Source organism: Staphylococcus sp. MSU001 (genome assembly GCF_052976705.1).
The window spans coordinates 80,170-96,200 of record NZ_JBRIKK010000002.1 but is presented as its reverse complement, the minus strand read 5'-3'; the positions used below and the strand labels follow the sequence as shown (position 1 = coordinate 96,200).

The 16,031-nt window shown below is 34.3% G+C and carries 13 protein-coding genes, 1 pseudogene and 1 riboswitch; of the genes and pseudogenes, 6 read left to right on the top strand and 8 right to left on the bottom strand.

Annotation, left to right across the window (positions count from 1 at the left end; genetic code table 11):
- Positions 1-219: 219 nt before the first annotated feature.
- On the top strand, positions 220-735 hold the full coding sequence (locus tag ACVBFA_RS01655; protein ID WP_002446907.1) for a YceI family protein: 516 nt from the start codon (positions 220-222) through the stop codon (positions 733-735).
- A gap of 262 nt (positions 736-997) precedes the next feature.
- Here the strand turns inward: ACVBFA_RS01655 and ACVBFA_RS01650 are convergent, their stop codons facing one another.
- The gene (locus tag ACVBFA_RS01650) at positions 998-1,975 is read right to left on the bottom strand and encodes an SMP-30/gluconolactonase/LRE family protein (RefSeq protein ID WP_002446906.1); all 978 of its coding nucleotides are present in this window, start codon (positions 1,973-1,975) and stop codon (positions 998-1,000) included.
- Between the two features lie 282 nt (positions 1,976-2,257).
- On the opposite strand from ACVBFA_RS01650, the gene trhO reads away from it, so the two are divergent.
- A complete protein-coding gene (gene trhO / locus ACVBFA_RS01645) occupies positions 2,258-3,220 on the top strand; it encodes an oxygen-dependent tRNA uridine(34) hydroxylase TrhO (RefSeq protein ID WP_447158766.1) in 963 nt (320 codons plus the stop codon).
- Positions 3,221-3,413: 193 nt separating this feature from the next.
- Positions 3,414-4,052, top strand: a complete 639-nt coding sequence (pcp, locus tag ACVBFA_RS01640; RefSeq protein ID WP_126122196.1) for a pyroglutamyl-peptidase I — start codon at positions 3,414-3,416, stop codon at positions 4,050-4,052.
- A 32-nt stretch (positions 4,053-4,084) separates the two neighbouring features.
- On the opposite strand, the gene ACVBFA_RS01635 is transcribed toward pcp, so the two are convergent.
- Entirely contained in the window at positions 4,085-4,645 is a 561-nt protein-coding gene (locus tag ACVBFA_RS01635) for a tubby C-terminal domain-like protein (RefSeq protein WP_002458076.1), read from the bottom strand.
- 181 nt (positions 4,646-4,826) lie between these two features.
- Between ACVBFA_RS01635 and ACVBFA_RS01630 the strand changes: the two genes are divergently transcribed.
- On the top strand, positions 4,827-6,419 hold the full coding sequence (locus ACVBFA_RS01630) for a BCCT family transporter (RefSeq protein WP_002499737.1): 1,593 nt from the start codon (positions 4,827-4,829) through the stop codon (positions 6,417-6,419).
- A 163-nt stretch (positions 6,420-6,582) separates the two neighbouring features.
- Here the strand turns inward: ACVBFA_RS01630 and isaB are convergent, their stop codons facing one another.
- The 5 genes from isaB to lpdA form a co-directional block, all read right to left on the bottom strand.
- Positions 6,583-7,095 carry an immunodominant staphylococcal antigen IsaB family protein gene (isaB, locus tag ACVBFA_RS01625; protein ID WP_002458078.1) on the bottom strand — a complete coding sequence of 171 codons (513 nt, stop codon included), beginning with the start codon at positions 7,093-7,095 and terminating at the stop codon, positions 6,583-6,585.
- A gap of 201 nt (positions 7,096-7,296) precedes the next feature.
- Positions 7,297-8,574, bottom strand: coding sequence for a dihydrolipoamide acetyltransferase family protein (locus ACVBFA_RS01620; protein ID WP_002446900.1), 1,278 nt, complete (start codon positions 8,572-8,574; stop codon positions 7,297-7,299).
- 13 nt (positions 8,575-8,587) lie between these two features.
- Complete coding sequence (locus tag ACVBFA_RS01615; RefSeq protein ID WP_002475401.1) at positions 8,588-9,628, bottom strand: alpha-ketoacid dehydrogenase subunit beta; 1,041 nt, start codon at positions 9,626-9,628, stop codon at positions 8,588-8,590.
- 70 nt (positions 9,629-9,698) lie between these two features.
- Positions 9,699-10,652 carry a thiamine pyrophosphate-dependent dehydrogenase E1 component subunit alpha gene (locus ACVBFA_RS01610; RefSeq protein ID WP_126122197.1) on the bottom strand — a complete coding sequence of 318 codons (954 nt, stop codon included), beginning with the start codon at positions 10,650-10,652 and terminating at the stop codon, positions 9,699-9,701.
- Between the two features lie 41 nt (positions 10,653-10,693).
- Entirely contained in the window at positions 10,694-12,046 is a 1,353-nt protein-coding gene (gene lpdA / locus ACVBFA_RS01605; RefSeq protein ID WP_070853442.1) for a dihydrolipoyl dehydrogenase, read from the bottom strand.
- A gap of 325 nt (positions 12,047-12,371) precedes the next feature.
- Here lpdA and ACVBFA_RS01600 point away from each other — a divergent pair, with 325 nt between their 5' ends.
- Entirely contained in the window at positions 12,372-13,790 is a 1,419-nt protein-coding gene (locus ACVBFA_RS01600) for an anion permease (RefSeq protein WP_002458082.1), read from the top strand.
- A gap of 159 nt (positions 13,791-13,949) precedes the next feature.
- A riboswitch (TPP riboswitch) is annotated at positions 13,950-14,051 on the top strand.
- A 55-nt stretch (positions 14,052-14,106) separates the two neighbouring features.
- Positions 14,107-15,018, top strand: a complete 912-nt coding sequence (locus ACVBFA_RS01595) for an ABC transporter substrate-binding protein (RefSeq protein WP_123213747.1) — start codon at positions 14,107-14,109, stop codon at positions 15,016-15,018.
- Positions 15,019-15,117: 99 nt separating this feature from the next.
- Here ACVBFA_RS01595 and rarD read toward each other — a convergent pair.
- Positions 15,118-16,021 (bottom strand): annotated as a pseudogene (gene rarD, locus ACVBFA_RS01590) (EamA family transporter RarD).
- Between the last annotated feature and the right edge of the window lie 10 nt (positions 16,022-16,031).

The following is a 16,031-nucleotide window of genomic DNA, read 5'->3' as shown; positions in this document are numbered from 1 at the left end:
TTCTGGAGGATAAATTTACTGTTGATTGCAAAATATCATCATTCTTTTATGTATACTTCATTTCTTTTTAACAAATCTAGTATTATAAACACACTAAAAAAGGGGTTAAAAATCCGTAAATTTAATGAGAGCAAAAAAATTGATAAGTCATCTTACTGTATCTAGAATATAAATACAAGAAACATAACTATTGTAATAAAGAGAGAAGGGGTTATAATAATGACAAAATTTAACTTTGATCAAGTTCACAGTGATATTCAGTTTAAAATTAAACATCTTATGGTGTCTCAAGTAAAAGGAACATTTAAACAATTTGATGTTCAATTAGATGGAGATATTAATGATTTAACTTCACTAAAAGCAACAGCTACTATTATTCCAAGTTCAATTGACACTCAAAATGAGGACAGAGACAATCATTTAAGATCAAACGATTTCTTCGGTACAGAAGACAACGATAAAATGACATTTGTAACTAAAGAAATCAACGAAGATCAAGTAGTTGGAGATTTGACAATTAAAGGTGAAACTCATGAAGAGACATTTGATGTTGAATTTAATGGTGTAAGTAAGAATCCAATGAATGGACAACAAGTCACTGGTTTTATCGTTAGTGGAACAATTAACCGCGAAAAATATGGTATTAATTTCAACCAAGCTTTAGAAACTGGTGGCGTGATGTTAGGTAAAAACGTAAAATTTGAAGCATCAGCAGAATTTAGTATCGAGAATTAAACGATTTGTTATAGAAAATTTTCTTAAGCTTTTTATCTTTAACAGTAAAATAAAGTAACACATATTATAAATACCTGGGACACATTCAATGTCTCAGGCATATTTATTTATGGACAATCGTTGCATTAATAAAAAAATACAATGAGTTATATCAAATTTTCAAATTGAGCTATACGAGTGAGAAACATAAAGTTTTATTCGACCTTTGTTCTACTTCCTTTATTTATACAAAACAACTTATTCCATACGCTTTTTTAAGAATTTATTGAAATTGATAACTCTCATATCCTTTAGCAAAGCCATTAACTGTATAAAGCATAGCCCCACCTTCTGAATGGTTTTCAATATCATTAGTACAAATTATAAGTTGATTTGTACCAGGTATGAATTGTGGATGTGTTGTACGTAACATCTTCCCATCATCACGTCCCGGCATTAAAATTTGACCTATAGGATAACCTCTCTTATTGAAAACTAATACACGTCCTTGTCCATACATAGCCACATATAAATTATCATCACTATCAATACAACAAGAATCCGGTCCTTCATGACCTGTAAAATAATATGGTACTGTTGCTCCAAATGGTGCAATAGTCACACCATCATCCTCTAATGTGATTCGGTGAAGTCGATTAGTTGTAGTTTCGGTTACCCATAGTACTTTTTCATCCGTACTTAAAGCAATACCATTCGCCACAGAAATATTTTGAATAATTGGCGTAACCTTCTTAAAGTCTGGATCTACATAGTAAACACCACCCAAAGGTTGTGTAGAATACCCTCTAAAATCAGTGAAATAAAATCCGCCTTTACTGTCAAAAACCATATCATCAATACAATATTCTGTATTTAAATCAGAAATAATTTCTTCTATTTGTTCACCATTTTCTGTTGTCGCAAATATGCCTCCAGTTGTCTTGAAATCACCTAGATAACAGATAAATAAACGGCCATCTTTATGTACTTTAATCGCTGCCGGATTATCTTTAACAGACTGAAATTCTGTTGTAACCTCCTTGGTCGCGGGATTAACTTTAAAAATATTCCCTTCAAACACGTCTAATAAGAATAACTGACCTTCGCGATTAAAATTAAGTCCTTCTAGTTGTAACCCTTTATCTGAAATTTTCACCCACGGCTCTGCTGTTACCGTTTGTAATTCACTTTCTGAAACAATTGGCACTGCACTTTCTGATTTACCAGTATATTTTAATGTTGGTAATTTTTGATTTGCCATCAATTGGATCCCTCTCTTTATTCGGTGACTTTATTCTCATTTTATAAAAATTTATATTAAATGTCATTATAGCTACACAACTACACTTTTATTCATATATAAAAACAATCACATCTTATATCGGTCAAATGACGGATTTATAGGCTACCTTATTGAAAGTAATTCTCATTTTGATACAATATTAAAATGTCTAATTTTTAAACTTCAATCACTATCAATTTTTTTATATAACTTCAAATACTTTTAAATTAACTAAAATTGACTAAAGAGGAGCACAGATTTATGGATTATAGAGTACTACTTTATTATAAATATGTAACTATAGATGACCCTGAAACTTTTGCAGCCGAACATTTGAAATTTTGTAAGGAACAGCATTTAAAAGGAAGAATACTAGTTTCAACGGAAGGCATTAATGGAACATTATCTGGAACTAAAGAAGATACTGATAAATATATAGAGCATATGCATGCAGATAATCGTTTTGCTGATTTAACTTTTAAAATTGATGAAGCTGAAAGTCATGTGTTTAAAAAGATGCACGTGCGTCCAAGACGTGAAATTGTTGCACTCGACTTAGAAGAAGATATTAATCCACGTGAAATTACCGGTAAATACTATTCTCCTAAAGAATTTAAAGCCGCACTAGAAGATGAAAATACTGTTATATTAGATGCTCGAAATGATTATGAATACGATTTAGGACATTTCCGCGGAGCTATTCGTCCTGATATAACACGATTCCGTGACTTACCTGAATGGGTGCGTAATAATAAAGAACAACTCGACGGAAAAAATATTGTCACATATTGTACAGGTGGCATTCGTTGTGAAAAATTTTCTGGTTGGTTAGTAAAAGAAGGATTTGAAAACGTAGGTCAGTTGCATGGTGGTATTGCTACATACGGTAAAGACCCTGAAACTAAAGGGCAATATTGGGATGGTAAGATGTATGTATTTGATGAACGTATAAGTGTCGATGTGAATCAAATTGATAAAACAGTCATCGGCAAAGAGCATTTTGATGGTACACCTTGTGAACGTTATATTAATTGTGCAAACCCTGAATGTAATAAACAAATTCTTGTTTCTGAAGAAAATGAAGAAAAATATTTAGGTGCATGTTCGTATGATTGCGCAAAACATGAGCGCAATCGCTACGTTGCCCGTCATCATATTAGCAATGAAGAATGGCAACGTCGTTTAAACAATTTCAAAGATGTGCCTGAACACACACATGCATAATTCAAACACGCCTTTATTGTGAGTTTAACATTTCACATATAAAGGCGTATTTTATATGATTTAAATATCTATAATAACTTTTAACCCTGTTTTTTGACATAAAGAATACGTAAAATGGCAAATATTGATATCATTTATGTCACTGATAGTTTTAAAATAAATAACATAATAAGTCTACTTAAGGAGTGTCTGCATGGAAATATTAGTCACAGCATTTGAACCATTTGGAGATGAAAAAATTAATTCTGCACTTGAGGCTGTTAGCCATCTAGAAACTAAAATTGGCTGTCATAAAATTGATCGATTGATACTTACTACAGTATTTCATGACTCTGCGAATGTGATTGCTAAAGTGTTAAAATCTAAAAATTATGATGTTGCTCTAGCTATAGGACAAGCAGGTGGTCGTAGTGAAATCACTCCTGAGCGTGTAGGTATAAATATAGATGACGCACGTATTAAAGATAATCAAGGACACCAACCTATTGATCAAGTTATACGTCACGATGGCGCACCCGCTTATTTTTCTAATTTACCTATCAAAAGAATGACAATGGCAATTCAAAAGACTGGTCTCCCTAGCAGACTATCTAATTCCGCTGGAACATTTGTATGTAATCATATCTTATATCAACTTGGATATATGGCAGACCATTTTTACCCTGACTTATTATTTGGATTTATACACGTGCCTTTGATTCCTGAGCAAACAATTAATCATTCTCAACAACCTTCATTGTCCGTTGAAGATATCGTAAAAGGATTAACTGAAGCAATCAAAGCTATCGACTTCGTTGAAGATAACAAGATTGCATTAGGAGAAATCCAATAGTCTCTTAGCTCACTAATCATTCTGTATGTACTTTAAACAGGTGGCCCTGGGAACATCAAGCTCGTTTGACGTTTGCTCACATATGTATTAGCAAAAGCGTGCATGATAAGAATATAGAGTAATTGATGTTCTTTAAATAGCCTATCATTCCCTTCTGCATAAGCATAATCACCAATTTGTTTCCAACTCGCAATTTGTGTATCTCGCTTTATATCTTTGATAGTAGTATGATGTTTCTCATTAGCATGAATATTTAATATTATACCGTCAATTTTTAATATTCCATACGTCTCCTCATAACCATTACTTTGCTTATCAAATAACGCTTCACACTGCCTACCTTTTGAATCACGATATTCTACTTTAAAATGTTTTTTCTCCATATATCGCGATACCTTAATATAAGCTACACTATTATTATTCACATCACATATCTCATATTGATTTAATTTTAAACCTAAGGTTAAATAACCAATACATTTTTGAATAAAATTTTTATACACTTTCGATATCATACCAACAGGTTGCTGAGCATCATTTTTTATAATTGAAGTCTGTGTTGAGAATCGATTTCTTTTTAAATATTTATACATTTTGTCACCCATCTCTTTAATATCATACTTTTATCATATACAACAGACTTCTCTAAATCAAAATCTCTTTTTTTATCAAATCATTTTAAATACAAAAAGTATTTTTGAAAATATTTCCAATTATCTGTATACTTTAAACAAATACTTTGCAAGTTAAAAAGGGATGAATAAAAATATTAAAATGAAAAACAAACGAAAAATAAACAATACGCTTGTTTATACTATCTCTGTTTTAATTATTGTTGTTATTACACTTATTGCGGGTATCTTTCCTAAAGCATTTGGGATGTATGCGCAAAGCATTTACGATTGGATTACAAATTGGTTTGGTTGGCTATTCCTTATCATTGTCTTTGTTTTGGATGTATTTTTAATATTCTTAGCTTTTTCTAGATATGGGCGCTTTAAACTTGGTTCGGATGAAGAAGAACCAGAATTTTCCATGCTATCTTGGATTGGCATGTTATTTTCAGCAGGCCTTGGCGTTGGTATAGTCTTTTGGGGTGTTGCCGAACCTTTAACGCATTATCTCCATTCACCCTTCCCAGGAAAAATTGCAGATCACTCTGAAGAATCAGCACGTGTCGCGATGGGATATACATTTTTCCATTGGGGGATTTCACAATGGTCAATTTTTGCAATTTCAGGATTAATCGTTGCATACTTTCAATTTAGAAAACAACGTAACGGGCTTATTTCAACAGCTATGGAGCCCGTTTTTGGTGAAGCTTATAAACGTCCATTCAGGAATATTATTGATATATTAGCAATTATTGCAACCGTAATGGGAATTGCTACATCCATTGGTCTGGGGATTATGCAAATTGGTGGTGGATTAAACCATCTTTTTGATGTTCCTAATAATAATTCCACTAAAATCTTAATTACTATTTTGATGGTAGCCATATTTTTAGGCTCTTCATTAACTGGCTTAAATCACGGTGTAAAATGGTTAAGCAATTTTAATATCATATTAGGCGCGGTTTTACTCATATTTATTTTGGTTTTCGGTGATTTGAAGTTTATTCTTGAATCATACACACTAGCAATTTCTGATTATTTGCAGCATTTTATAGAATATAGTTTACGCGTAAATCCATACTCAGGAGATGATAGTTGGATTCAACAGTGGACTGTTTTCTATTGGGCTTGGGTAATTTCGTGGTCACCTTTTATTGGTGGCTTTGTAGCAAGAGTATCTCGAGGACGTACAATTAGAGAATTTGTCGTAGGTGTACTCATTATCCCTCCTCTAATTTCGTTTACATGGATTGCAGGTTTTGGCGGTACAGCTATTAAGCTTGCTTTAAATCATAACGACAAGCTTGTTCATATTGTCGATAAAGATTATACTGTTGCCTTGTTTGAATTATTATCACATTTTCCATTGTCGGAAGTCACTAGTTCCTTAGCCATTGTACTTATTTTCATCTTTATTGTAACAAGTGCTGATTCAACTACGCATATTGTTGCAGGTATGGCTACAGGTGGTGCTATCAATCCATCTTTAAAACATAAAGTCTTATGGGGTCTACTTATTGGGGCGATTTCAGTTGCTATGACAATTGCAGGTGGTCTTAAAAGTTTACAAACTGCATCAGTCATTACTGGTCTACCATTCTCTATCATTTTATTACTAATGATATTCTCACTCATGAGGGCTTTAAAAAGAGAACCCATCCATCATTTTAAAATGACATCAATTGATGATGAAAAAGATTACTCTATTTCATTAGAAGAGCGTGAAAAACAGGATGAACAAGAAAATCAGTAAAGCAGCTTTAATTGAGTAGCGCTATTATTCACTTTCTTTATTATTCTTTTGAACTATGACACAACGGGAGCGGGACAGAATTCATATTGAATTCGTTGTCCCACTCCCGTTTATCTATGTTTTAAAATAATATTCTCTTTTTTAATTTGCTATATATAATCATTTATGACAATGTAGCACTTGTAACATACCCATCTTTAACGTGAAAAACGATGTTTCCTTTTCCGACTTGATAACCGTACAAGCCATCTGTCTTACTTGTTTTGTTTTTAGATAATGGCGGCTGATAATTATAATTTTTTCCATACTTTTGTTTAATTTGATCTAAAGTAACAGTTCTGGAAGCAATTTTAAATTGTACGTTGTTTGCTTTATTTCCGTTAATTTGTTGAAATGTCTGATCGTATATTTTTTTAGTAGCAGTCTTAGATTCATATTTTTGATTTACCTTAATACCATTAAATGTAACGTTTCCAGCTTTTAAACCTCGATAAAATGAATTGCTAAGTACAAAGTCGCCACCCGATGCAGTATAACCATTATATTTATACCAGTAACTGTGTGCTGTTTGTGCCTTTGCTTCATTAGATACACCATTATGCTCTGTTACATTTAAACCTAAAATTGCACCTAAAGTAATACCACTTACGACAAATGCTTTTGCAAACCTTTTCATAATGTATCACACTCCTAATATAAAATAATAACGTGTTGCTACACTCAACATATAATATTTCATTAATTATTACAACTAACTATTAATAGGTAAAAATCTTTTAATGATTTTTATCAGTGCTCTATCAATCTTTATTTTGAAATTAAATGAAAGCGGGCTAACAAAATTGTTCAATGTTGTTAGCCCATTCATTGTCACTACCTATAACATCAATAAATAAGGGTTTTCGATATATTTAGCTAGTACTTTAAGAAAATCGGCCGCACCTGCACCATCTAAAATTTGATGATCAAATGTCAGACTTAAAGGAATTTTTGAAACTTGTTTAATGTTATCCGCTTCTAGCACGACTTCTTTAGTTAAAGCACCAACGCCTAGAATACCTGTTTCACCTAAATTTAAAATTGGTGTAAAGTATTCTATACCACTAGCACCCATATTAGTGATTGTAAATGTTGCTCCCTCTAATTGCACTGCTCCTGTGTTTCCTTCACGAATAGCTTCAGCCGATGATTTAATTTCATGGGCTAAAGTACCAATACTTTTTGTATCTGCATGATTAATCACTGGCACCATAAGGCCTTCGTCTAGAGACGTTGCGATTCCTAAATGGACATCTTCATACTCAGTTAATTCGCCTTGTTCATAACGTGCATTCATTGCTCCATATTCTTTAAGTGCAAGGACTACTGCTTTAGCTAATAATGCAGTAACAGTTAATTTAACATCTTGATCTGCTTGTTTAAGTTCCGTAGCTAATCTGTCTTTGAAATCTAGCAAGCGATCCGCATCAACCTTACGATGTAATGTTAATTGAGCAGTATTATTAAGACTTTGTCTCATATTTTGAGCAATACGTTGACGCATAGGATTCAATCCTTCACCAATCGCACTTGTATCCACAGTCTGTGTTGGAACACGACTTGTATCTTCATTAGATGTCGTATCACTAGCATAGTCGTATCCATTTGCTTCAACACGTTGAATATCTAGTTTTGTAATACGATGATTACCGCCCGTGCCTTTTATCTTGTTAATGTCTAATCCTTTATCCTCAGCCATATTACGTGCGAGCGGTGAGATAAAGATTCTTTCTCGTGATGCGCTTTTAGGCGAATTATCTTCATTATCGGAAGATTGTTGTGATGTATCTTTAACTTCTTGCGTTTCTTTTTCATGCTCGTTGTCTTCTTTTACTTTTTCTGATGCTAAATCATCTTCATCTTTATCAATAGCTTCCCCTTCTTCTCCAATTACACCTAATACCGCTTTAACTTCTGCATCTTCTCCGGCTTGCACTTTAATTTCTAACAATGTCCCACTCGCCGGCGCTTCAACATCGTTGGTTAATTTTTCAGAGCTTATTGTAACAATACTCTCTCCTTGTTTTACGGTGTCACCCTCTGATTTAAACCACTCTTCAACTGTTCCCTCTTTCATTGTCATTCCAAGCTTTGGCATAATAATATTTTCACTCATTGTGATACACCTCCTATGCGTTAGCCTTTTTTAAATCATCAATTAATTCAGATGCAATATTTAATACCTTATCAGCATTCGGCATATATGCCGCCTCTAAGTTCGCTGCAAATGGTACAGGAGTGTCTGGGGCAGTCACTTTCTTAATTGGACCATCTAAGTAATCAAATCCTACATCTCCAATCACTGAAGCAACGTCTCCAGCAATGTTACACTGTGGATTAGATTCGTCAATAACAATTAGGCGGCCCGTTTTCTTCACAGAATCTAAAACTGTCTCTTGATCCCACGGTGACACTGAGCGTAAATCGATGACCTCAACTGATACTTGGTCTTCTGCAAGTTTTTCAGCAGTTTCTTCTGCTACAGCTACCATTTTGCCAATAGCCACAATTGTTAAATCGTCACCTTCACGCGTCACATTGGCTTTACCAATTTCTATAGTATAAGGTTCTTCAGGAACATTACCTTTTTGTCCTAATAATGTTTTATCTTCTGAAAAGACAACAAGATTGTCCTCTTGAATAGCTGACATCAATAGACCTTTCGCATCATATGGATTAGATGGAACAACAACTTTAACTCCTGGAATTGCTGCAAACATATTATATAAAGACTGAGAGTGCTGTGCAGCAGCGCTTGCCCCTGCTCCATGAACAGTACGTACAACTAGTGGGATTTTGGCTTTTCCACCAAACATATATCTCATTTTTGCACCTTGATTTAAAATGGGATCTAAACCAAATCCGATAAAGTCGTTGAACATGAGTTCAGCAATTGGACGTAGCCCCGTCGCAGCAGCTCCTACTGCCGTGCTCAATGTAATGTGCTCAGCAATCGGTGTATCGATTACACGTTTACGACTATATTTTTTTGCGAGTCCTTTTGTTACACCAAATACACCACCGAATGTATCGTCATCTTTGATGTGGTCTACCTTTGCACCACCTGAGACATCAGTACCAATTAAAATGACATCCTCATCTTTTTCCATAGATTGGTCAATGGCTTCATTAATAGCACCCATAAATGTTAACTTGCGTTCTTCACTCATCGTAAAAACCTCCTTATGTGGTTAGGTCATTTGTTCTTATATCTTTTAATAAATATTCCAACCTTTTGATTTAAGCAAAAACATCTTTGTATAATGAATCCTCATCTGGTAATTCGCTTTCTTCAGCAAATTTCACAGCATCTTCTACCGCTTGCTCAGCTGCTTTTTCTATTTCATCTGCTTCTTTTTCAGTGAGCCAATTTTTTTCAATTGCTCTTTTTCTAAATTCAACTGTCGCATTTTTATCTGCATTACGATCATCTGGTGATTTTACTTTTTGCTCATCACCTTCAAAATGTCCATATTTACGATACGTATCACATTCAATTAACGTTGGTCCTTCACCTTTTTTAGCGCGTTCTACAGCCTCTTGTGTTGCTTTATATACTTCCACAACATCCATGCCATCAACACGTACACCCGGCATATTATAAGCCGCAGCACGCTCTGCAATTGTTTCAGAAGCACTTGCGTAGTCGTGTGTTGTTCCTTCAGCAAATTGGTTATTTTCACATATAAAAAGAACAGGTAAATCTAAAATTGAAGCAAAATTAAGTCCTTCATGGAAATTACCTTCATTTGCAGCACCATCACCAAAGAAACATACCGCAACATTATCTTTACCTTGATTGATGATTGAAATACTTGCGCCAATTGCTAACCCAAAACCACCACTGACAATACCATTCGCACCGAGCATTCCTTTGTCAATTTCTGCAACATGCATTGAGCCACCTTTACCGTGACCTAATCCGTCACGCTTGCCCATAATTTCTGCCATCATACCATTTAAATCGCATCCTTTTGCAATCGCATGACCATGACCACGGTGTGTACTTGTAATATAGTCATCATCACTTAATTGAGACATAACACCTGTTGCAACGGCTTCTTCACCTACATATAAGTGTACGAATCCTGGGATTCTACCATCACTAAAAATTTTGTGTACCTTTTCTTCAAAAAATCGAATTTCGTTCATCGTTTTATAAATCCAACGTGCTTGTTCTTTTTCCATTTTCATTGTCAATTCCTCCTATCTTTCATAGGTCATAAAGTTTAAAACTACATATGAATTGCAGAATCAAAAAATGCATCTGCACTCTCACCTATTGCTTCTAATAAAGCCGGGTGTGGTTGAATAATTTGAGAAAGTTCATGAATCGTACCCTCTGATGCTTTGACACTTAAAAGTTCTCCAATGATATCTGTAGCATGTGGTCCTACAATAAAAGCACCAAGAACCTCTCCATACTTTTTATCAACGACAAGTTTAATAAATCCTTCATTTTCTCCTTTAATTAACGCCTTTGCATTCCCTTGAAATGCTGATTGAGTCACTTTCACATCATAACCAGCCTCTTTAGCTTGCGCTTCTGATAACCCAACTGATGCTGCTTCAAGTCTTGTGTATATACAACGCGTAATATCTTCTTGACGCACAAGTGACGGCTGTTTGTTCATTATTGTTTCGACAACATGAATGCCATGCGCACTTGCTGCATGTGCAAGTTGATATCCTTTAATTAAATCTCCTATAGCATAGACATGTTTTTGACTCGTTTCATAATGTTCATTGACTTTAAAGAATTTACCATCCATTTCCAAATTTAAATTCTTTGCAACTTGCGTATTCGGTTGTCTACCTGTTGCAACAAGAAGGGTATCAAAGCTAACATCATCTTGCCCATCTAATATTATTTTCGATTCCTTAACTTGTTTTATCTTTGCTTTCGTCAGTATCTTAATACCTTGATTATCTAAATGTGCTTTTAACATTTCTCTAGTTTCGTTGATTTCAGTTAATAAAATGTCATCTGCAACTTCTATTATCGTAACTCTAACTCCAAGATCAGCCATTGAGGATGCGAGTTCTGTTGCAATCACACCCCCACCGATAACCGCTAACTGTTTTGGTAGCTTCTCTAAATCGAAAAATGTATCGGTTGTTTCATAATTGACTTGATCTAACCCATCAATTGGTGGAATGAACGGCTGACTGCCAGTTGCTAAAATGATATCTTTCGCTTGATACGTTTCATTGTTAACGTCCACTTTTAAGTTTTTAGAAATTCGTGCTTCCCCTTCAATATAAGCAACTTTATTTTTCTTTAACAACTGCTTCACGCCACCCGTAAGTGTTTGTACAACTTTCTTTTTACGTTGGACAAATTGAGTAAAATCAATTTTTAAGTCTTTCGTTGTGATACCCCAATCATTTGCAACTCGTATGTTGTGTGCTTTCTCGCCGTGTTCTAACAACGTTTTAGAGGGGATGCAACCTACATTTAAGCACGTGCCTCCAGCATTATTTTTTTCAATGACTGCAACATTTTTACCAAGTTGCGCACCACGTATTGCAGCTACATAGCCACCAGGTCCAGCTCCTATTACGATTAAGTCATATGATTTACTCATATAATAAATGCCTCCTTTCACCAATAGTACGTTGTGCCATCCCAATTTCATTTGCATGAGGAATAAGAAATTTTACATTTGTAAGCGCTTTCTTATTCCTTCAATTCCATTCTACTTCAAGTATTTTGAGTTTTCAAACAATTGTATGTTATTAATTATTAATACTTTATAAACTTTATAAATTACTGTTTATCTAACTCTTAAACTGATTTAAAAAAGTAATGATGTTTAAAGATTGTATAATTATAAAAAGACCTGTACATCAGCGTGTGATAAGACTATGATTAAAATGTAAAAAAGATTTTAGATAAAGGAAGATGGTGTCGTGGGAAGTACTGTTAAATATCGTAAGTTTATTCTACCTATTGTCGTTGGTTTAATTATCTGGGCATTGACACCTATTAAACCAGATGCCTTAAATGATCAAGCCTGGTATATGTTTGCTATTTTTGTGTCAACCATCATTGCTTGTATTACTCAACCTATGACTATAGGTGCCGTATCAATCATTGGGTTTACAATCATGATTTTGGTTGGAATTGTTGATACAAAAACTGCCGTTCAAGGCTTCGGTAATAGTAGTATTTGGCTTATTGCAATGGCCTTTTTCATTTCAAGAGGATTTGTAAAAACAGGGCTAGGTCGACGTATTGCTCTACAATTCGTTAAATTATTTGGAAAGAAAACGCTTGGTTTGGCTTATTCACTTGTTGGTGTTGATCTTATCTTAGCTCCTGCTACTCCAAGTAATACAGCACGTGCTGGTGGTATTATGTTTCCAATCATTAAGTCTTTGTCAGAGTCTTTTGGTTCATCGCCGAAAGATGGCTCTGAGAGAAAAATGGGTGCGTTTTTAATCTTTACTGAGTTCCAAGGTAATTTAATTACTTCGGCTATGTTTTTAACAGCTATGGCCGGTAACCCAATAGCGCAAAGTTTGGCTGAAAAAACGGCACACGTTCAAATTACATGGATGAATTGGTTTGTTGCTGCTATTATACCCGGATTAATTTCTCTCATCGTTGTCCCTTTCATTATTTATAAATTATACCCACCAACTGTTAAAGAAACGCCTAACGCTAAAAAATGGGCTACTGAACAACTAGAAGAAATGGGACATATGTCTATAGCCGAAAAAGTGATGGTTGGTATCTTTATCATTGCATTGGCTTTGTGGGTATTAGGAAGCTTCATTAATGTTGATGCCACGCTCACCGCATTTATTGCTTTAGCATTGTTATTATTAACAGGTGTATTAGCATGGTCAGATATTTTAAATGAAACAGGCGCATGGAATACACTCGTTTGGTTCTCAGTTCTTGTATTAATGGCAGAACAATTAAACAAGTTAGGCTTTATCCCTTGGTTAAGCAAACTCATTGCTCAAGGTTTGAATGGCTTTAGTTGGCCTATCGTTTTAGTTTTACTCATCTTGTTTTATTTCTACTCACATTATTTATTCGCAAGTGCAACAGCACATGTCAGCGCTATGTACGCTGCGTTACTCGGTGTTGCAGTCGCTTCGGGTGCACCGCCATTATTCAGTGCATTAATGTTAGGGTTCTTTGGTAACTTACTGGCATCAACAACACACTATAGTAGTGGACCAGCGCCTATATTATACGCAGCTGGCTATGTTACACAAAAGCGCTGGTGGACTATGAATATTGTACTTGGTATAGTCTATTTTATTATTTGGATTGGATTAGGTTCACTATGGATGAAACTCATTGGTATGATGTAAAGTTAGAATTTTAATTAAACTTCCGTTCATCAAATATATTGTAAGCTAACGTTTGAAACGTTAGCTTATTTTTTTGCATCATACTCCCATGATTAATATTTACTATATTCATTTTACTTTTTATTCAATTCAACTATGTTATTCTGTACATAGATTAACCAGTATCACTAGGGGTGCAATTCAATTTGCTGAGAGAAAGTCTACTTTCAACCCTTGAACCTGTTGGTTAGCACCAGCGTAGGAAAGTGAGCAATATTGATAACTGTTTCTTCATTCACTTTTTTACGCAATAATTAAATGGATGGAGGAATTTTTTATGGACAAATTAACAGTAGGTTTAGAATGGTTTTTAAATCCTGATCATATGCCATTAATCATAGGTATTGAAAAAGGATGGTTTAAAGAAGAATCATTAGAAATTGAGATGATTGAACCAAAAGAGCACTTTGATGCATTAGACGAGATTGAAAATGGTTCAATGGATATCGCGATTACTGAACCTATTCATCTGGTTCAAGATAGAGTTAAAGAACAAAACGTCATCGGGTTTGCGAGATATCTTCACACTAACGGCGGTATTATGTATAACAAAGATAAAAATATCGCTCGCCCCAAAGATTTAATCGGTAAGCGACTTCAATATCCTGGCGCTCCCGGTCCAGGTGGTATTGCCATGGCTAAAACGATGATTGAAGCAGATGGCGGCACATATAAAGAGGGTGACATCACACCAGTTAATCATAGCTTTTATCATACTGATGCACTTTTAACTGATAAAGCTGATGCTGCTACACTTATTTTCGAAAATTTTGAAATTCTTGAAGCTAAAAATCAAGGACTAAATGTAGATTATTTTCCACTAAAAAATTATAATGTACCTGATTTTTGTCAACTCATTTTCATTACTACACCTGAAGTATTAAATACGAGTGAGATCAAACTTAGAAAGTTTCTGAAGGTCATTCAAAAGGCCATTCATTACATCAATCATCATTTAGCAAGTGCAATTGAAATTTACTCAATGTATACTCGAACTGATATCTCTAACCAATTAAACAAAGATACAATTGAAGCAACAGCTAAATGTTTTACAAATGATTTGTCTATGAGTTCCGACTACTACAATGATTTACAGTTGTGGCTTAAAGAAGTCAATGATATTAAAGACACGATTAACCCAACTTTATATTTTACAAATCAACTACTATTCAGTCGATATACAAAATAAAAAATACACCTTCACTCTATTTAAACGTTGATGTACACATCAATAGTTAGAATCAATATCTAATTTAGAGAATGCACATTAAATAAAGTGAAGGTATATTTATTTTACAACTGGGTTTTTCTTAATTTGAACATATTGAGAAATACTATATAACACAATACCTATCCATATAAAAATAAAGGTAATCAATTGATCAGTGTTAAATGGCTCTTTAAAGACAAAGATACCTAAGATAAACATGATTGTCGGCCCTACATATTGAATGAAGCCAGTTAACGATAATGGAATTCGCTTAGCACCTGCTGAGAACAGAATCAATGGTATTGCTGTAATTGCACCTGAAAATAGTAGCCAAAATGATGATATATTTAATCCAAATGTTATGTGTTGTTGCTGCCATAGGTAAATAACATAGATTAAACCTGCTGGTGCAGTAACAATACATTCAATAGTGATGCTACTTATCGCATCGATATGCACAATCTTTTTTAGTAAACCATAAATACCAAAAGAAAATGCTAACAGAAGTGAAATAAATGGAAATTCACCGATTTTTATTGTCATATAAAGTACGCCTACTAATGCAAAGATGATGGCTAACCATTCGAATTTATTAAATCTCTCTTTTAAAAATATAAGCGCCAAGACGATACTCACTAGTGGGTTAATGTAGTAACCTAGGCTAGATTGTAGCACGTGACCATTAGATACTGCCCAAATAAATGTCCCCCAATTCACTGTAATAACATACCCTGCAACTATGATGGCAATAAGTTGTACGGGATGCGATACCAACTGATTAACATCTCTAAAAAAAAGCGTTCCGTTGATTTTTTCCTATAATGAGCACAAAAATCATAAATATCACTGAAAAAATAATTCGGAATGCCAAAATTTCAAAAGCGCCTATTTCATCAATTAAACGCCAATAAATGGGTAAAATCCCCCATAAAATATAAGCACCTAAAGCTAAAAATATTCCTTTTTTATACTCCGAAGACACCATTAACCCT